The sequence below is a fragment of the Myroides sp. ZB35 genome, assembly GCF_001865835.1.
In the GTDB taxonomy this organism is placed as follows: Bacteria; Bacteroidota; Bacteroidia; order Flavobacteriales; family Flavobacteriaceae; genus Flavobacterium; species Flavobacterium odoratimimum.
The window spans coordinates 3,039,268-3,058,246 of the sequence record NZ_CP017769.1 but is presented as its reverse complement, the minus strand read 5'-3'; the positions used below and the strand labels follow the sequence as shown (position 1 = coordinate 3,058,246).

At 33.6% G+C, this 18,979-nt stretch carries 15 protein-coding genes; 3 read left to right on the top strand and 12 right to left on the bottom strand.

All coding sequences use genetic code 11. From position 1 onward, the window contains the following. Positions 1-89: 89 nt before the first annotated feature. The 6 genes from hutH to BK054_RS13540 form a co-directional block, all read right to left on the bottom strand. Positions 90-1,592 carry a histidine ammonia-lyase gene (gene hutH, locus BK054_RS13565; protein ID WP_006258925.1) on the bottom strand — a complete coding sequence of 501 codons (1,503 nt, stop codon included), beginning with the start codon at positions 1,590-1,592 and terminating at the stop codon, positions 90-92. A 27-nt stretch (positions 1,593-1,619) separates the two neighbouring features. Further along, positions 1,620-2,387, bottom strand: a complete 768-nt coding sequence (gene yaaA, locus BK054_RS13560; RefSeq protein WP_006263534.1) for a peroxide stress protein YaaA — start codon at positions 2,385-2,387, stop codon at positions 1,620-1,622. Positions 2,388-2,609: 222 nt separating this feature from the next. After that, the gene (locus BK054_RS13555; protein ID WP_058699572.1) at positions 2,610-3,710 is read right to left on the bottom strand and encodes a DUF695 domain-containing protein; all 1,101 of its coding nucleotides are present in this window, start codon (positions 3,708-3,710) and stop codon (positions 2,610-2,612) included. Between the two features lie 140 nt (positions 3,711-3,850). Next, the gene (locus BK054_RS13550) at positions 3,851-5,641 is read right to left on the bottom strand and encodes a cytochrome c peroxidase (protein ID WP_006265243.1); all 1,791 of its coding nucleotides are present in this window, start codon (positions 5,639-5,641) and stop codon (positions 3,851-3,853) included. Between the two features lie 69 nt (positions 5,642-5,710). After that, positions 5,711-7,255, bottom strand: a complete 1,545-nt coding sequence (locus tag BK054_RS13545) for a hypothetical protein (protein ID WP_006265242.1) — start codon at positions 7,253-7,255, stop codon at positions 5,711-5,713. Between the two features lie 198 nt (positions 7,256-7,453). Continuing rightward, positions 7,454-8,377, bottom strand: coding sequence for a DUF6985 domain-containing protein (locus BK054_RS13540; protein WP_006265241.1), 924 nt, complete (start codon positions 8,375-8,377; stop codon positions 7,454-7,456). A gap of 777 nt (positions 8,378-9,154) precedes the next feature. On the opposite strand from BK054_RS13540, the gene BK054_RS13535 reads away from it, so the two are divergent. Then, on the top strand, positions 9,155-10,141 hold the full coding sequence (locus BK054_RS13535; protein WP_006265240.1) for a diaminopimelate dehydrogenase: 987 nt from the start codon (positions 9,155-9,157) through the stop codon (positions 10,139-10,141). Between the two features lie 667 nt (positions 10,142-10,808). On the opposite strand, the gene BK054_RS13530 is transcribed toward BK054_RS13535, so the two are convergent. Next, positions 10,809-12,776, bottom strand: a complete 1,968-nt coding sequence (locus BK054_RS13530) for an OmpA family protein (protein WP_006265239.1) — start codon at positions 12,774-12,776, stop codon at positions 10,809-10,811. 325 nt (positions 12,777-13,101) lie between these two features. Here BK054_RS13530 and BK054_RS13525 point away from each other — a divergent pair, with 325 nt between their 5' ends. Then, a complete protein-coding gene (locus BK054_RS13525; protein ID WP_006263530.1) occupies positions 13,102-13,848 on the top strand; it encodes a glutamine amidotransferase-related protein in 747 nt (248 codons plus the stop codon). Positions 13,849-13,926: 78 nt separating this feature from the next. On the opposite strand, the gene BK054_RS13520 is transcribed toward BK054_RS13525, so the two are convergent. Next, complete coding sequence (locus BK054_RS13520; protein ID WP_006265238.1) at positions 13,927-14,682, bottom strand: hypothetical protein; 756 nt, start codon at positions 14,680-14,682, stop codon at positions 13,927-13,929. A 349-nt stretch (positions 14,683-15,031) separates the two neighbouring features. Here BK054_RS13520 and BK054_RS13515 point away from each other — a divergent pair, with 349 nt between their 5' ends. Beyond that, a complete protein-coding gene (locus BK054_RS13515; protein WP_006265237.1) occupies positions 15,032-16,261 on the top strand; it encodes an MFS transporter in 1,230 nt (409 codons plus the stop codon). A 39-nt stretch (positions 16,262-16,300) separates the two neighbouring features. On the opposite strand, the gene BK054_RS13510 is transcribed toward BK054_RS13515, so the two are convergent. From BK054_RS13510 to BK054_RS13495, 4 genes are all read right to left on the bottom strand, one after another. Further along, positions 16,301-16,834 carry a DUF4303 domain-containing protein gene (locus tag BK054_RS13510; protein ID WP_006265236.1) on the bottom strand — a complete coding sequence of 178 codons (534 nt, stop codon included), beginning with the start codon at positions 16,832-16,834 and terminating at the stop codon, positions 16,301-16,303. A 15-nt stretch (positions 16,835-16,849) separates the two neighbouring features. Next, the gene (locus tag BK054_RS13505) at positions 16,850-17,461 is read right to left on the bottom strand and encodes an SMI1/KNR4 family protein (protein ID WP_006265235.1); all 612 of its coding nucleotides are present in this window, start codon (positions 17,459-17,461) and stop codon (positions 16,850-16,852) included. Then, positions 17,409-18,107: a hypothetical protein gene (locus BK054_RS13500; RefSeq protein ID WP_006265234.1), complete on the bottom strand. Its 699-nt coding sequence runs from the start codon at positions 18,105-18,107 to the stop codon at positions 17,409-17,411. The genes BK054_RS13505 and BK054_RS13500 overlap by 53 nt, the downstream gene beginning before the upstream one ends. A 216-nt stretch (positions 18,108-18,323) precedes the next feature. After that, the gene (locus BK054_RS13495; RefSeq protein WP_006263525.1) at positions 18,324-18,971 is read right to left on the bottom strand and encodes a DUF4240 domain-containing protein; all 648 of its coding nucleotides are present in this window, start codon (positions 18,969-18,971) and stop codon (positions 18,324-18,326) included. Positions 18,972-18,979 lie beyond the last annotated feature (8 nt).

Below are 18,979 nucleotides of genomic sequence, written 5' to 3'. Positions count from 1 at the left end.
TACAAATATAGCATATATATTAAAAAAACCGCACCCCTTTTAGAAAGAAAGATGCGGTTAATCCTAATATTTCTATAATTTTATAAGTCTTAAGCTTCTAAATCTATTTGAAATGAATTTAAGAATGCTATTGACTTTTCTATATCATAATGTAAAATGCGATCAACATCTACAAAAGAAACCTCTTCTCTATAAATTTTCAAGAAAGATTCAATGAACTCACTTGATTTCGCAGGTCTTCTGAACTCTAATGCTTGTGCTGCATTCATCAATTCTATAGCTAGAATGCGCTCTAAATTATCTACTATGCGTAGCGTCTTCGTAGCCCCATTAGCCCCCATACTTACGTGGTCTTCTTGTCCATTACTTGACACGATACTATCCACACTCGCAGGAGTTGCTAATTGTTTGTTCTGACTTACAATACTCGCAGCTGTATATTGAGGAATCATAAACCCTGAGTTTAAACCTGGATTAGAAACCAAGAATGCTGGTAGACCTCTAAGTCCTGATATCAATTGATAAGTTCTACGTTCTGATATACTTCCCAATTCAGCTAAAGCAATTCCTAAGAAATCTAACGCTAATGCCAATGGTTGTCCATGGAAATTACCTCCAGAAACGATAATATCGTCTTTATAAAACACATTTGGGTTATCTGTTACAGAGTTAATCTCTGTTTTAAACACGCGATTCACATAATCGATAGCGTCTTTTGATGCTCCATGTACCTGTGGAATACATCTGAATGAGTATGGATCTTGAACGTGCTCTTTTGGACGACTAATCAATTCAGACCCTTCTAAAACTTCATTAAAGAACTGTGCTGTCTCTATCTGCCCTTTATGAGGTCTTACATAATGAATTAATTCATTAAACGGTTCAATTCTACCATCAAAACCTTCTAAAGAAATAGCCCCTATAACATCAGCTAAATAAGATAATTTCTTTGATTTCAAAAGAATATAGCACCCATAAGCACTCATAAACTGAGTTCCATTCAACAAGGCTAATCCTTCTTTTGATTTTAATTTTATAGGCTGCCAATTGTGATTAGCTAGCACTTTATTGGCCGGTTGTCTAAATCCATCACAGAACACTTCTCCTTCACCGATTAATGGCAATGTCAAGTGTGCTAGTGGAGATAAATCCCCTGAAGCCCCTAAAGACCCTTGGTTATAAACTACAGGAAGAATATCATTATTAAAGAAATCAATTAATCTCTCTACTGTTTCTAACTGAACCCCTGAGTTACCGTAACTAAGAGACTTCACTTTTAACAACAACATAATCTTAACGATCTCTTCAGGAACAATCTCTCCTGTTCCACAAGCGTGAGACATCATTAAGTTTTCTTGCAATTGAGATAAGTTATCACTGTCTATTTTGACGTTACACAATGAACCAAACCCTGTATTAATCCCATAAATAGGATCTGCTTGTTTAGCCATTTTATCGTCTAAATACATACGACAATTCACAATATTCGCTCTTGCCTCTTCAGAAAGCTGTATTTTTTGACCTTGAGTTAAAATCTCATTTAACTTCTCGATTGTAAATACATCTGAAGTAATATAATGTACTAATTCCATATTTGTATATTGGTGGTATATAAAATTTTATCTTGTAAACACTAAATTATTCCCCTTAGAATCAGCTTCACTCCATGCATACCCATCTACATTAAACTTTTTTAAACCCTCTATATCATTGACATTATTATCTATGATATAACGCACCATCATTCCTCTTGCTTTTTTAGCATAGAAACTGATTGTCTTCAGTTTTCCCTCTCTCAATTCTTTAAAATCTGGAGTAACAAGAGTTCCTTTAATCGCTTTTTTATCAATAGCACTAAAATACTCATTACTAGCTAAGTTAATTAGTAACTCACCTTGTTTCATTTCTTTATTTAAAGCTTCTGCTAAAATTGGTTTCCAAAACTCATATAAGTTTGCATTTGCTCCTACAGCCATTTTAGTTCCCATTTCTAAGCGATACGGTTCTATTTCATCTAAAGGTTTTAACAAGCCATAAAGACCTGATAATATTCTTAATTTATCTTGTAATATCTCTATTTTCTCTGCTGTTAGACTATAAGGGTCTAAACCAGCGTATACGTCTCCATTAAAAGCAAAAACTGCTTGTCTAAAGTCCTTTTCCTTTCCTGCTTTCTTTACAAAAGCTCTCTCTTGATTTCTCTTCCAGTTTAGTTCTGCTAGATTGTTAGATATCTTCATTAGAGCCTCTAAGTCCATCGGAGTTTTAGATTGTAAAACTTCATTGATTACTTTTGATTCTTTGATGAATGAAGCTTTTGTAGCTTTTTCTACAGGTACCGCTGTTGTATAATCTAAACTCTTAGCAGGTGATATTAAAATTTTCATGATTTCTTTTTTTAGCATCCCAAATATAGGATAACTATTTAGATTTTCATATTTGCTACCCTTGTGTTTTTAGGTTTTATCCTTGTTTTAACACTTTTTCTGACTGCTTTACCAACTACATAAATCTCAATATCCGGACTAACTATTCTCATTACTAAATAGATAATAACTAAAATGTTTTAAATAAAAATTAAAACTATCACCTAAATCATATTATATTCACTAGCCATTATTAATCGCTCTTGTATATACTTCTAAACCCATCCAATATTTATCTCTATAAATAGTATAGTCAATATCAAAGCGATCTGTAAATAAGCCGATTGTTTTGAATACATCTCTAGATGCGCTTCTATAATCTTTTGTTGCAAAGAATAAAGTGCGTTCTCCAGAACCTGTCTCTCTGGCCACACTATGCAAGATTCCTGATTCGAGAATTAGATCTTCTATCTCATCCATTGTCGTGACATCTTGTTTATTTGGTAGCCCATCCTCACGTCCTTTATACTTTATAGATACCTTCACTACCCATGGGTAAGACATCTTCTGGTCCCAGTTTAAAAAACTAGTATTCACTACCACTATTAAGGGCTCATGATCAGTATTACTTTCTAATATAGAATAAGTATCCTCCTCACTATTGCGAATCACACTATCATACTTCTCCACAAACTCCGTTTCCCTATAACTTAAATAATCGCTTAACTTAGACACCGGAATCAACTCTCCTTCAACACCTTCTTCTCCTTTTACCTCTAAGTAATCTATCATGGTCATTGTCTTAATCTCACCTAGGTAATTATCTAAAAACATATAAAGAGCATTCCCTATTTCTTCTTCATTCTCAGGAGTACATTCTTTAATTATAAAACGTAAATGGATATAATCAGGGTACTCATCATCATGAATAGGTACAAATGAAACTGTCTCTTCATCTAGTAAAAAACCATTCATATTTAACCCTATCCCTTTTACACTCGGTTTACAACTGATAAAACGCCATCTTTCATGCTCTGGAGCTGCTTCAATAAAATCATCTACAAAAGGCAATGACTTTAGTCTACCATCAGGAGAAATAATTAGTTCTCCTATCCCATCTTTTCCCATCCCTGTTAGCATATTAAAGTCTGGATTAATATCCTTTAACTTAGGACTGACAATGTCAATAAAATCCTCCACTACACGTTCATGATTTTCTATTGTCTTATAGAATTTTGACTCATTAGCAATAAACCAATCCCAAAATTGTTGATATTGTGTCTCTAATTCAACAGTATTTGCCTCCTTAACGCCTTTTCCAAATAATTTATCAAAAAAACCCATAACATTTCTTTTAAACTTGAGTGCTAAAAGTACTCTTTTTTCAATAAATCACAAGAAACTCTTCTACTCTACTTCTATAACTAAAAAAGCTCACAATGTATTGTTCTACACCATGAGCTTTAAAACGAATTTAACTTTTATTATTGGTCACTTAATGCCTTCATAAATAATACTATATCAGAAATTTCACTCTCTGTTAACTGTAAAGGGTCTTCTGGTAAGGTTTGGCTTTCTACTTCTAGTCCCATACCTAATCCTCCTCCTTTATTGTAAAAATCCATTACTTCTTCTAAGGTCTCATACACACCATTATGCATATAAGGACCGCTTTCTCCTATATTCCTAACAGTAGGTGTCTTAAACGAATGTTTTAATTGTGGTAGATCTGTATTAAATACATATCTCCCTAAATCACCATCTAAGACCTTACCTTGTTTATCTGCTGGTACTCCTAATACTTCTTGTTCCGAATTCACAAAAAACGGAGGAACTGTCCCATTAAACACCGGCATAAAATGACAAGTTGCACATTGTGCTTTACCTACAAATAAATTGAACCCTTTCTTTTCACGAGAAGTTAAAGCTTGTTTATTACCTCTCATATACTGATCAAAACGAGAGTTAAAAACAGAAAGAGAACGAATATAAGAAGCTAACACATTTTCTAATTGCCATACTTCTATTTCCTTTTCCGTTTGGTATACTGTTTTAAACTGTTTTTTGTATTTTTCTTCTTCGTTAAGATGAGCTACTATTTGTTTTAAATCTCCATGCATCTCATCTTTATTTGTGATTACATCAGAAGACTGACTCTCTAAAGTAACACTTCGCATATCCCAAAACTGCCCGTGATAATATGCTGAGTAATTCAGAGAAGGCGTATTGCGCAGAAGTGGTTGACCTTTTAGGTCTAATGCTGTTTTAAAAGGCTCACTAAACGCTTTATCTGGATGATGACAATCAGCACAACTTCTAAAACTATCTTTAGAAAGCTTTTTATCAAAAAACAATTCTTTACCTAGAGCAACCTTTGCTGGCGTTAAATAGTAAGTAGAATCTGGTAAAAAAGCATTTAAATTAATCAAATCCTTATCAAAAAGTGAGTTCACACTACCTTTTACCACTTGATTACCATCCTTAAAAGGAATCTCTAAGTCCCTTTGTATCCCTACAATTCCTTTTGCTATGGGATCTAAATACGAAGTAATAAAATCTAGATAATCAAAACTGTCCTTGTTAGGATTTTTTTGACAGATAGTTATAGCTTTATCTAATAATAATTTCACTTCTGGATAAGAAGCTGTATTCTGCCAATTCTTCGATAACTCCAATACTTGTTTAACTCCTGATAGACTAACGGCAGCTTCCACAAATAACAATTTACTTGCTGGAGTATCAAAACCTGTAATCCCTAAAGCTGTAATCTGAAACAACTCCATCTTTAATGCCTCTAAAACTACATCTTCCGAAATGGTAATTACTTCAAAATTCTTGCGTATACTCAGTACAAAGTTTTTTAACCTCTTTGTATCAATAAGTAGTTCGCCATAATTTTCTAGATCATAGACAGGATATAGATATTCTTCTACAACCTGATACCCTTCTGCAGGTACATATTTATTCTCATCTAAATCTAGTTGATCTAGTGCAGGTCCATTAATTGATTTACTTGTATGAGGTAAAAAATAGGCAACTGCCCACTCTATTTTTTTATAAGCCTTTCTACTCTCTACGAACGCATTTCTAACAACAGTACTATCTCTACCTTGTTCTACTGCATCTACTAAATTATTTATTGTCGTTTCTAAACTATCTACTTGAGTCAATAAATAGTTATTATAAGTAATATTTTCATATATTTTGGTTTTGTTAGAACAACTAAATAAACAACAAACCAAAACAATCAAAAAAGTGTATTTAATTGTTTTCATAAAATCTAAAAAAAGACCTCTAGTAGTAAATAAGATACTACTAGAGGTTACAAAACATTAGAACTTAAACTATTTTTCTACGTTGCGAATAATCACTACCTGACCTCCTTCTTTATTCTTGTTCACACCCGCTTTATCTGCATCAACAAATTCATTTTTTTGCCAAGTATGCGAGTGAATATTAACAGAAAAAGTATTTGGAACACCTATCAACTCAGAGATATCTTCCATTGCTCCAAACTCCCAAGAACCAAATTTCTGAAGATTTCCAGATTGATTATAATTCTTTTGCCACTCCGCATCTTCTCTATTGTGCTTCATATTCAACCATGGTTTATAAGAACCATCAGCTATTTTATATTGCCAGATATAAGAATCATGTTTTGCATCGGCATAATAAGAATCTCCATCTTCTTGGATATATACATAATTTTCAGTCACACATAGGTTATCAGGATTGATTAGGTTCTTACCAGGATCACTATCTCCTTCTGCAGCAACAGATAATTTACCTGTCATCATACCGTTTTTATCTAATACTAGTTTATATACTCTTCCCCACATCGTAAAACCATTTACAGGATTACCTCCGCTTGCTTGCCCTGTTGCAGTAAAGTAAATTTCATTTCCTTTTCCTGTACCTTTTCTATAATCAACATCTTCTACTCGAGAAAAGCGAATAACTCCTAGCTCCATATTCTTTTGATTAATCTGAGCTCCAGTCATATCTTTAGCGCCTGGTATCTCTACAAACTCTACATCATACTCCATTCCTTTTTTCATATCCATCTCAGTATATCCTCCTGACTTACGTTTTAATGCATATAATTTTCCTCCTTGAAGATCACCTTTATTTCCAACATACATGATTAATTGCCCTGCACTTTGATGATTAGAAGAATACCCTTGATCTTCCCCAATTAAAACAATCGTTTTCCCATTAGAAACATCCAAAGGAAGCGGAACTGCATTCTCCATACTTGCTTTACCCAACGCTGGCAATACTCTATCTCGATTAGATTTAAGATCAGTAGATCCCATAGGATCAATAGCGTGTACCATACTTTCTTCTCCCGACTCTCCAGCTGTCAAGAATACAGGTCCAAAACCATGTATCTCTGGTTTTGCTAAAGTAGCAGAACAAAGCCTTGTAATCCCTCCTATTCCATCTACAATATACTCTCCTTTAACAGGTTTAAATGTTTTATCTAAATAAACACGAGAAACAGATTTCATAATCTCATGATTTGTAATCATCAAATATCCATCTCCTTTAGGATCTTTCATAAAACCAGCCCCATCAGGTTGTCCTCCAAACACGAAATCAGGAGATTCACTTAATTTATCTTCACTCGAAATAAGAGAAAAAATCTCTAATTTTTCAAAACCAGGCATCGCGTAAACAAAAGCTGGTGTTTTTGAATGATTCTTTAAAACAATTTTGTCGCCATTGTTTTCCCCTTCGCCACTACCTGAATTATCATCATCATGGCACCCTACTACAGACGCAGTCATAACTAGACCTAAAATCCAAGTTGGTAATTTGTAGTTAATTTTCATTAGTTTATCATTTTTTGTTGAGGCAAAGCTACCTTCACTAGTTAACCTTAACATTACGCATCAATTACTAAAATGTTAATAATTAATTAAAAAATCAAACAAAAAATAAGCTATGACTAACAATCTGTTTTGTTTATTAACTTTTCACAATGATAGAACCTAATCCTTTTGGATAAATATAGATTAACAACAAAAAACCCTTCAAGGTATATACCTTGAAGGGTGTGTATTAATTTACATAATTCAACTCCTCTACAAACAAAAAGCACTATCTGCTCCACCAATATGCTCTACCTTATGGTCATAAGTCATGAATCCTAATGCATGTTCTCTATCCCATGAACAATCAAAGAGATATCCTATATGAGGAGGTTCTGTCCATGATTCTGGTATAATATAGATAGTCATCGGTGTAATCAACATTCCGAACTGATTCTTATCTACAATATCAGGCATAAAAGTTTCTTTATCCTCTCCTTCATATCCATACTGCACTTGCCACTTCTCGTATTTAGAAACTAGCTTACTCAATAACTCTTCTAGAATAGTCTGTTCATTCTCTTGAACGTCCTTTACTATTCGATTCATTAATTCTGTTGCTTCCTTCTCATCTACCTCATCTTCTATATAATCTAGTAGTACTTCACATCGGATAGCTTCTTCCATCTTAAAAAAGGCTTTCCACAAAGGCAATTCTAGCTCCATTTCTATTTCTACCTCATCCCCTTCTATAGGCTCTGACAACTGTACAGGATTTTCTAAATGTTGATTAAAAAACTCATAGCAGAAAGGAGCTCTTGTGAAGATATACTCTGGCTCTACAGCATAACACAAATTTAAATAATGCAGAGCAGCTTCTTCATTTCCACACTCTAAACAACACTCTCCTTTATAATAATTGCGTACATACTCAGGATTTCTATCTTTATTACTATGCTTATCACCTTCATCAAGCCAAAACATCATCTTCTCAAACTCTCTTAATCTTATATATTCAGTAGTCATACGTCCTATAATGATAGAGGCATCATATATACAATACTTACTTTCATCAGCTAAGCTCCATTGCGCCTCTATAAAAGCAATCAAATCCTCTACAGTATCTGTATTCGTTTTTAAACCATACCTGTCTAGATAACTATATATACGATCTATTACCACTTGTGCCTCTTCCATACTATTTTTATTTTTCAAGGCTAAAATTAGGAAATTTATATTTTATTGAGTCTATAAAACATGTTGTTGAACACAAGTAATTGACCTCTCTTAAAAATTATTTGATTTATATAACAATAACCTAACGCATTATACTCAATCAAAACACAAATAGTACTTTTTACCGTTCTCATAATGCACCTACACTTATTCTCAAAATGTTAGTTCTGAAGTTATCGAACTACGCCCAATCCCAATAACACCAAGGGTTTCATAGCTAAAAAAAGTACTTTGTTCGGGAGTGGTTTGGAAGTTGTTCGGAAAAGTATTGCAAAATGGGGGCCTTTTCCGAAGAAGCACCGACGAACACCGCATAAACACTCGAAAAAAGGGACAAGTGTTTTTTAGTAATTTTAAACCGATAGTACTAAATGAGAGTTTTTAGCCTTAAAAAATATAGTACTTTTTAAAGCTAAACGAAGAAGTATTTTTGCTTTGATTTATATACTTTCAAGTTAAAAAGTATTCAGACAAGGTTCTGATTTAAAGCAAAATACTCTGCAAATATACAAAAAAAACTTTAACTCCTTTTGAGATTACATATCAAATCCCTTCTAGCTAATAAGGAAATGACTTAAAGAGCTTATTTTATTCATAGTGAACCAAGGAAAGATGCGTGGAGACAACTAATGATAATCTATTTAGTGCACAGTAAGTCTAAAGTTTTAGCTAAATTAGCTCCCTATAAACGAAACTCCCTACAACTAAAGGGACTGTACAGACTTTTAAAATAAAAATATGAATACTTCTAATCAGCCTATCAAAATAGGTATTGTAGGTTATGGTAACTTAGGAAAAGGTGTAGAACTTGCTATTCGTCAAAATACTGATTTAGAATTAGTAGCTGTCTTCACTAGAAGAGATCCTCAAAGCATTCCTACTGAAGCCAAAGCGATACATATCGATCAAATCACAGAATATAGAGATATCATCGATGTAATGATTATCTGTGGTGGGTCTTCTACTGACCTACCTGAACAAGTGCCTTATATCGCACAGTGGTTTAATACAGTTGATAGCTTTGACACCCATGCTAAGATTCCTGAATTCTTTAATACGGTAAACAAAGCAGCTAAAGATCACAATAAGTTGAGCCTTATCTCTACAGGATGGGATCCAGGACTGTTCTCTATGCTTAGATTATTAGGAGAAAGTATCTTACCTCAAGGAGAAACATATACATTCTGGGGGAAAGGATTAAGCCAAGGACACTCTGATGCGATTAGACGTATCTCTGGGGTTAAAGGTGGAGTACAATATACTATCCCTATAGAAAGTGCTTTAGATAGAGTTCGCCAAGGAGAGAACCCTGTTTTAACTACAGCTGAGAAGCATGAGCGCATCTGTTATGTAGTAGCAGAAGATGGAGCTGATACTTCTGTCATAGAGCACACAATCAAAACAATGCCTAACTACTTCGCTGATTATAATACAACTGTTCACTTTATCTCTGAGGAAGAACTTAAAGCAAATCACTCTGCTATGCCTCACGGTGGTAAAGTGTTTAGATCTGGTATCACAGGTACAGACACTAAACAAAATATAGAATTTGGACTAACACTTGAGAGTAACCCTGAGTTCACTGCTAGTGTATTAGTAGCCTTCTCGCGTGCTGTATATAAATTAGCTCAAAAGGGAGAAACTGGTGCTGTGACTGTATATGATATTCCTCTAGGTGCACTATCTCCTAAGTCTGCAGAAGATCTGAGAAGAGAAATACTATAATTTAATTAGGAATTTAGAATTGTTGTCTTTCAGGCATTAGGGGATAATTATGTGATAAGTCTTTGCTAAGAACACAACGATGTATGTATGTATGTATGTATGTATGTATGTATGTATGTATGTATGTATGTATGTATGTATGTATGTATGTATGTATGTATTGTGTGACACGCATAATAATGCGTCTCTACATTGATCCTCTGTGTGTACATATTGTCGCAGGGCAGGTAATTCCTAATTAAAATAGGGCGTATAGTAATCGCTTGTATTGTTGCGGATGCGACTTGTGGCTACTGTGTGGAGACGCAAAATATTGACGTCCCTACATTGACATTATATATAAGGTAGAGGCGCAATATCTTGCGTGTCACCCAATATTTTATACCCTGCATGTTGGAAAACATCATTTGATGTTTTATGTGGATGTATGTGATACTCTCTACGATTGTGGTATGTATGTACTGTGTGACACGCATAATAATGCGTCTCTACATTGATACTCTGTGTGCACCTATTGCCCGCAGGTATGTATATATAGTATGTATTGTGTGACACGCATAATAATGCGTCTCTACATTGATACTCTGTATGCACCTATTACCCACAGGGCGGATAATTCCTAATTCTTAACTCCTAATTAAAAAAAGAGGCTCTCGCCTCTTTTTTGTTACATTTTTATAATGATAAATTCACTTCTTCTGTTTAGCTGATGATCCGCTTCACTACATGGTACTCCATTAGAACATCTGTTCTGTAGTTGACTTTCTCCATATCCTCTACCTGTTAGACGACTTGGTTCTATACCTTGCGAAATCATCCATTTAATAGTTGCTTTCACACGTCTATCTGATAAGGCTAAATTATAATTGTCATTTCCTCTACTATCTGTATGTGAACGTACATCTATGATCATAGCTGGGTACTCTCTCATTACCTCAACAACTTTCATCAACTCTATCGATGCATCTCTACGGATAAATGATTGATCAAAGTCAAAATAGATAGGTTGTAATTTTAGCTTCTTAAATAAATCATCGTTTATACCTACTGTCTCATATGCCTTATCTAAACCGATATTCACTTCTTTATCACCTGCCACATCAGCTGCAGCAAATACTAACTCTACTGTACTATACTCTGGTGCTTCTGCCTTAATACGATACTTCTCACTACAATCTAATGTCTCAGAACTATACTTACCTTGCTCATCTGTCTGAATGGTTTTAGACTTTTCATATAATCCATCTGATATCACAACAGTTGCATTAGGAATACCTTTCTTTGTTTTAATATCATATACAGTACCTATTATATGCTGTAGACATGCTTTCTGAATAAAAGAATAGATATCATCTCCTCCTAACCCTTCTGGTCGGTTTGAACTCACATATCCTGCATTTGTGTCTCTATTGATATAAATAGAAAAATCATCAAACGGACTATTAATAGGCGCTCCTAAATTAACTACTTCTCCTATCACTCCATTTTTCTCTAACTTAGCCGAAAAGATATCTAATCCTCCTAAACCTGGATGACCATCAGAGGCAAAGAATAAATAATTATCAGAAGAAATAAATGGGAATGTCTCACGCCCTGCTGTATTTACTTTCTTCCCGATATTCTCTACACCTCCATACACATCATTAGGATATAAAGCTACTCTAAAAATATCTGACTGCCCTTCGCTTCCCTCTCTATCAGAAGAGAAATATAACCATTCATTATCTGGTGTCAACGCTGGGTGCGCAGTATTAAAGTTATCTGAGTTGATTGGTAATTCTTTTATATCTCCCCAAGTACCATTAGCTTGTTTAGTAGCACTAAATATCTTTAATAGAGACGAGTTTTTCTTATTGTTTTTACGCTTTCCTTTTAAATTAGAATTATTACGAGTAAAGAACATGGTCTTTCCATCCTTCGTAAATACAGCAGTAGCATCATTAACCTTAGAACTCAACTCAGGAGCGTAAACAACAGGCTCTCCTAACTTACCATCTGCTAAGATCGTACTACTGTATAGTGTAGTAAAACTCTCATTCGTCCACTCGTGTAATTTCTTACTTGATAATTCACTAGAAGGACGTGCAGAAGTAAAAATAAGTTGATCTCCTATCACTGCTGCTCCATAATCAGAATAAGGAGTATTAATAGATGTATGTGTCAATTCATAACGAGCTGTACCTTCCTCTATTGTTTTTAAATAGTCCTTATTCGCTAGGTATAATTTTGCCCTAGAGTCTTCCTTTTCTAATACAACGAACTGCTCCATTACCTTCTTAGAAGCATCATATTGTTCAGCAGCTTTTAAGGTTTGTGCATAGCGATAGTAGTACTCTGAAGGAATCTTCACTGTATCCTTATCATCATACTCTCCATTAAACAGCTCTGTATACCATTTATTAGCATCAAGTAGCTTCCCATTAAAATAATATGAATCAGCTAATTTCATTAATATATCTCCATTAATATACCCTTTTTTAGCCATGCGTTCATAGATTTTTATAGCATCTATATAAGCTAGTTTTTCATACTCTTTGTCGGCTTTCTTCTCAGCTACACGCTGAGCTTGTACACTAGTACTTAGCGCAAATAAAGCAATACTTAATAAACCTGTTTTTAGTAATTGTTTTCTCATACGTTAGATTGGGAATGTGGGGTTAATCACCTAATACAAAACTACATTAAGTATTGTCAAAAACACAACAAAACAGAGGTTACGCCTACAATAATACCACATAACAACTACTTTACAACTATTTATATATTAAAATTATTTTAAAAACAACAAAAATAAACAAACCATAACTATTTAGTATATTTTAATAAAATATAAGCAACCATATACCCCATACTTTCTAATTTCGCCTTATTTACTTGGACTAGGAAGCTTTTGATTATTCTGGACTATCCCCTTCATTATCTAGGCATTTACCTTTGTTGCTAATCAAACAATAGATATAATGCATATACATTTTGTAATTCACGAGGAGTATGAAGGGCCTGGTGCCTTTTTAGATTGGGTAAAAGATCATAATTATAGTGTAAGTATGACTAAACTATATGAAAACAATATTTTGCCTACCTCAGCAGAACACATTGATTTACTAATCGTATTAGGAGGACCTCAAGATCCTATTACGACAACAGATGAATGCCCTTATTTTGATGCACAAAAAGAAAAAGAATTGATACTAAAGTGTATACTTGCTCATAAAGCGGTTATTGGTGTTTGTCTAGGGGCACAACTTATAGGAGAAGCTCTGTGTAACGCTTATAGTCACAGCCCAGAAAAAGAGTTTGGTGTATGGCCTATTCACCTTACTGATGAAGGAAAGACCCATCCAAAGTTTAAACATATAGAAAATGAACTTCCAGTAGGCCACTGGCACAATGATATGCCAGGACTTACACCAGATGCTATAGTACTAGCTACTAGCGAAGGATGTCCTAGACAAATAATAGAATATTCTAATCTAGTGTATGGATTGCAGTGTCATATGGAATTTACACCAGAAGTAATAGAATTAATTATTGCTAATGACCAAGAAAGCTTAGTGAGATATGCTAATCATCGCTTTGTACAGTCTGCTCAACAACTAATGAAATACGACTATACTACAATGAATCAAGCCTTATATACATTCTTAGATAAGTTAGTAGAAGAATATAAACAACTATCTGACGTTAGACCACTTCATCATCTATAAACAAGAAGCCTGTATTTATTAGAACACACTTCTAACTCATACAGGCTTCATATACATAGAAAGAGTCAAGATATTCTATTATCCATCTATACTCATTTCAATACATTCTTTATTAGAAATTTCTATATCTATAATATGATCAGCTATAAGCTCATCCCCTATTGCAATAGACGCTGTAATATGTGCTAAATTATGTAAACAGATTGTAACACTATATACATCTAAGGTATCATACCAATCATCATCTGCTTTTCCGTCTAAGAAAGGAAGGAAAGCGTTATTCTCACTATTATAGAATCCTATTAGCTCTTCACGCAAGTCTGTAAGCCAATATAGATAATCTACCACCTTAGACTGTGCTCTGCTATCAAAAGGAATATAGCTAATAATCAAAAACCGATCAAGTGGACAGTACTTATTAAAAATAACTACTCTCTTCTCTTTTATACCATATTGATTATTAGTCCCCTCTACAAGGGTGATATCTTCTGGAAACAGAAGGTCTATTGTCTTTCTTTCTCTTAATTTTCGAAGATCTTTTACACCAAAAATATCTTTATGAGTCTTTGCTTTCTCTGAAAAAACAAAAAGCTTATCTTGGATTTTATGAGTTTTACTACTTTCTACTTCAAGTAACAATCTATATGCAGTCTCCCAATACTCTAATAATGCATAAATATGACTCTGCAACAATAAATTCTCACTCGTTTGTTCATCTGCTTGCAATGCATACAATAAATCAAATAAATCAGACGCTAAGTCCTTAATGCTATAACTCTCTCTAAACATTTTAGAAAGTTCATTGTACTTTTTTTTATATAAACTTATACTCATCACCTTTTTAATTACGTCTATCCTCTTTTATATATTATATACTTTTATATATGCTCCACAAGAACATTCTCTTAGGACACCTCTTTCACGATTAAGTCACTAAAGTTCTCTATTTGTACTACTTGATAAAACTTAGATACTAAAACTATTCTTATTCATCGTAGAGAATTAAAAACACTATAAACAAGTAATATAGTAGATACTATATACAGTAAATATCTAACTAATAAAGTTAATTATTTTAGTACTCACTAGCTAAAGATAAAGAAAAGAATAATGACTTATATTTGCATTTCACTCTTTTCAATTTATTTAGATGTAAATTAAAGAGATATCTCTATATATTACTATGACACAGACGCTAGATCAAAAGTTTACCAAATACGAGAAATTCGTTATTTTCATATTAGCCATCACACAATTCACTGTTATCTTAGACTTTATGGTTATGGCTCCACTAGGAGATCTCTTACTAAAAAGCTTGTCTATGTCTACACAGGATTTTGGCATAGCTGTATCTGCTTATGCATTTAGCGCAGGAGCTGCAGGATTACTCACAGCAGGCTTTGCGGATAAGTTTGATAGAAAGAAACTATTATTGTTCTTCTACATCGGTTTTATTGTTGGTACCTTATTCTGTGGTTTAGCAAACTCTTATGAGACACTCGTATTTGCTCGCATCTTTACAGGACTATTTGGAGGAGTAATAGGCTCTATCTCTATGGCTATTATCACAGATATCTTTTCACTAAAACAACGAGGAAGAGTAATGGGGTTTATACAAATGGGATTTGGAGCAAGCCAGGTACTTGGTATTCCTATAGGGTTATATATTGCTAACAAATGGTTTTGGGAAGCTCCTTTCTTTATGATTGTAGGGTTGTCAATACTTATTGCTATCGCTATTGGGTTCTATTTAAAACCTGTCAGGGATCACTTAAGTCTACAACCTCAAAAAAAGGTACTTACGCATCTGTGGAATACTGTGAAAAACAAGGATTATAGAATAGGATTTATGTCTATCACCATGCTATCTGTAGGAGGATTTATGATGATGCCATTCGGAACTATATTTGCTGTGAATAACTTAGGTGTTCATCCAGATCAGTTACCTATCCTATTTATGATATCTGGAGTTACCTCATTAACATTAATGCCTTTTATAGGTCGTTTAAGTGATAGAGTGAGTAAATACAAATTATTTACCATTGCATCTATTTGGTTAATGATAGTTAGTGTGGTCTATACTAATTTTTCTCAAATCCCTTTTGCTCTAGTAGTTGGAACAAATATCTTAATGATGATCGGTATCATGAGTCGTATGGTTCCTTCAGCAGCCTTAAACAGTGCTGTGCCTGATACAGCTGACAGAGGAGCTTATATGAGTATTACTTCTTCACTTCAACAGATATCAGGAGGTATTGCAGCTGCTATCGCGGGACTAATTGTCTACCAAGAGCATGATAACAGCCCACTTGTTAATTACAATATCGTAGCTTATGTACTTGTTGTTGTATCTACTATTAGTATTATCTTAATGAGTAGAGTTAATAAGTTAGTACGCAAACGAACTTTATAAAACTAAACAAGGGAAGTAAGTTACTTCCCTTGTTTAGTTTTATACTTCCATACTGCGAGTACGCTCTTCTTGTAACAAGCTTTCTTCTTCCTCTTCATCGGCATCTATTTCAGTAACCAATGTCCATAGCTCAGGTGTTACTTTTAAATACTGTGATAGTAGATTCTCTCTTTCTATCCTTACCATTACTCTTCTCAAACTAGTCAAAAAGCCATTAGTAAAATCATCGAACTTATACTGATCTTCTAAATCCTTTACAATGCTGTGATATGCATCTTCTATAGGCTCATAAAGAAGAGTGCCAAGATCTCTAAGCTCTAAAACATAATCTTCTACAACTTCATAAGTCCAATCTGGCGGATAATACTTTCTCTCTCTATTCAGCATATCAGTATCTAAACTCAGTAACACATATCCATTATATGCACTACAGTTAAAAGCAAAAGAACAAAACACTTCTTCTTTTAAAGTAGATTGGCTGATTAGTTCAAGTGATTTTCTTACATAATTATATACAGACTCTTCGAAGTTATACTGTTTTTCGAAAGTTTTCCAATTAGCTATTTCTATCATTCCAATTGTTTTATTTTAATATCTCCATTTACGAACTAGGTCTTCTCCTATCAGCTCATCAACTATTTGTTCTATCCATTGATCAACTTGATCCTGGCCTACCTCTCCAAACAAATCTGCTTGTGCAAAAACCAAACACCCTTTTAAATAATCATCAAAATGACTAAACATCTTCGTCAAATAAGGCTGACTATCATGATCAAAATAATAGATTTCTTTAGTCTCTTTATGAAAACAGAACATATTACCATTACCTAGATAATCACTAAAAGTAATTAAGTAAGGTAACACTGATAAGTCCTCTTGTGTGAAGCTAGGACCGTATTCTGGGTGAGGTTCCCATATTTTACCAATATAGTCTATTTCGTCAAAGCTGAGTAACTGTTCGCCTATATCTGCTAACCCAAATACCTTATAGAATTCCTTTAAAGAATTTGGTAAACTTGTTTCTATTCTTGCTTCTAATAGTCGTATTTCCTCTTCTGATTTAGGATCAACTAAATCATTTGACCAATTATCAGCTAAAGACTCTATAATAAGTCTAGTATTCTCCTCCCATAAAGGATCACCTATTCTAATAAAAGGAATGATGATATCTTCCTTCTTCTCTATACATAATGTTGTCATTCGTTCTAAAAAAAAGTGTTGTCAAATAGAGTAATATCCCTTCTTCATCTCTAAACTGTGTAATCCAGCGTACCCAAGTCTCTTGTCCTATCTCTAATTTATTACCAAAACTATCTGTATACTTCCATTTATCAAAGATATCTTTCTTTAAACTAGCGCTTTCTCTACCAGACTTATAGTTATAGTCACCCATTAAATCTTTTCCAATAGAATACTTAATCCCTCTTTTCTTGTCTTCAAAAATTTTATTCCCAAACAAATCTGTACCATACTCAATCCAGTTTCCTTGGTTATCTTTTATCGTCACTTTTCCAAACATATCCACCTCATAAGTTGCTGTATAACGATTAGTATACTTATACTTCTTAACTAAATCCATTAAGAACAACTGCTGTAACTCGTCATCCTCCAGAATTCCGCTATATTCTAAGTTTAGGTACTCTTTTGAAAATTCTAATTTATTTCTATTATTATCTGAGAAATCTAAACCTCCAAAAAAGGACTTTTCTAACTGAGCATCATATCTATTATGTGAGTAAGTCCAATCTTCTCTATAATTTTTCTCTATTTTTTGAGCTTGTGCTTCTGTAGCTACAAATAACAAACCTGCTATCAACAAACTCCTAAACAATGTCTTTCCTTTCATATTTACCTTTTAGTATTTAAGCCCAGGTTATGCATTAACCAAATACTACAAAATAATTCTACTTCATAACTCTTTCATTAGCTCTAAAACCACACAATAATATGCTTAGCTCACTAATTCATATCTATTTTTATAACTACTTGATTTATTTGCCTATTACATAACTTGGGTTAAAAAAAGAAGTATAAAACATATATGCTTTATACTTCTTTTATTTTATTCTTCTACGTCAGAACGTACATCACATATTTCTTCTACCAATTCTGGGTAAGTCTTTTGTAATGCTGTTCCTCCTTTTACCTCTCTATTCATCTTCACATCTACATCATCATAGTTCACTACGTCTGGAAAAGATTCATAAATAGCATCTCTTATTTCTTCTGACTCTTCTACCCCCGTCATCTCTTCATTAGCTAAGTCTGCTACATAAAGTAACTCTTCTGCATCACACTCTCCAATGTCAAAACTATATTCTCCATTTACAAAGTTCTGAATATCACTACTAATTTCTTCTACGAAATCTTTACCTTTAAGTAATAACCAACATCTAAAATAGATAAATGCATCATCTGAAATCGTATCATCAAAGTCTATTACATCATCTTCTACCTCAAAATCATTATTCAATACGATGTACAGCTCTGCTATTTCGGCAGTGTACAATCTATGTAATTGTTGTTGCATTACTTTTTCAAAAACGATTAAATGATCTTTGTCTGTTTTACTTAATAAATCAATCATTTGATCGATGTGTTGATCTTGATCATATTCCTCCCAATCAAAATCTTTTACATCATTAGATTCATCTATAATCTTCCAAAAGAAGTTATCTTGTTCTTGTTGTGTTGCTTTTAGAATACTCATTTCTGTAT

Excerpts from the sequence above, each read along its gene's own strand:
- BK054_RS13530 (WP_006265239.1), bottom strand. The coding sequence starts at position 12,776 with ATGAGAAAACAATTACTAAAAACAGGTTTATTAAGTATTGCTTTATTT.
- BK054_RS13515 (WP_006265237.1), top strand. The coding sequence starts at position 15,032 with ATGACACAGACGCTAGATCAAAAGTTTACCAAATACGAGAAATTCGTT.
- BK054_RS13495 (WP_006263525.1), bottom strand. The coding sequence starts at position 18,971 with ATGAGTATTCTAAAAGCAACACAACAAGAACAAGATAACTTCTTTTGG.
- BK054_RS13520 (WP_006265238.1), bottom strand. The coding sequence starts at position 14,682 with ATGAGTATAAGTTTATATAAAAAAAAGTACAATGAACTTTCTAAAATG.
- hutH (WP_006258925.1), bottom strand. The coding sequence starts at position 1,592 with ATGGAATTAGTACATTATATTACTTCAGATGTATTTACAATCGAGAAG.
- BK054_RS13505 (WP_006265235.1), bottom strand. The coding sequence starts at position 17,461 with ATGACAACATTATGTATAGAGAAGAAGGAAGATATCATCATTCCTTTT.
- BK054_RS13555 (WP_058699572.1), bottom strand. The coding sequence starts at position 3,710 with ATGGGTTTTTTTGATAAATTATTTGGAAAAGGCGTTAAGGAGGCAAAT.
- BK054_RS13535 (WP_006265240.1), top strand. The coding sequence starts at position 9,155 with ATGAATACTTCTAATCAGCCTATCAAAATAGGTATTGTAGGTTATGGT.
- BK054_RS13525 (WP_006263530.1), top strand. The coding sequence starts at position 13,102 with ATGCATATACATTTTGTAATTCACGAGGAGTATGAAGGGCCTGGTGCC.
- BK054_RS13545 (WP_006265242.1), bottom strand. The coding sequence starts at position 7,255 with ATGTTAAGGTTAACTAGTGAAGGTAGCTTTGCCTCAACAAAAAATGAT.
- BK054_RS13540 (WP_006265241.1), bottom strand. The coding sequence starts at position 8,377 with ATGGAAGAGGCACAAGTGGTAATAGATCGTATATATAGTTATCTAGAC.
- BK054_RS13550 (WP_006265243.1), bottom strand. The coding sequence starts at position 5,641 with ATGAAAACAATTAAATACACTTTTTTGATTGTTTTGGTTTGTTGTTTA.
- yaaA (WP_006263534.1), bottom strand. The coding sequence starts at position 2,387 with ATGAAAATTTTAATATCACCTGCTAAGAGTTTAGATTATACAACAGCG.
- BK054_RS13500 (WP_006265234.1), bottom strand. The coding sequence starts at position 18,107 with ATGAAAGGAAAGACATTGTTTAGGAGTTTGTTGATAGCAGGTTTGTTA.
- BK054_RS13510 (WP_006265236.1), bottom strand. The coding sequence starts at position 16,834 with ATGATAGAAATAGCTAATTGGAAAACTTTCGAAAAACAGTATAACTTC.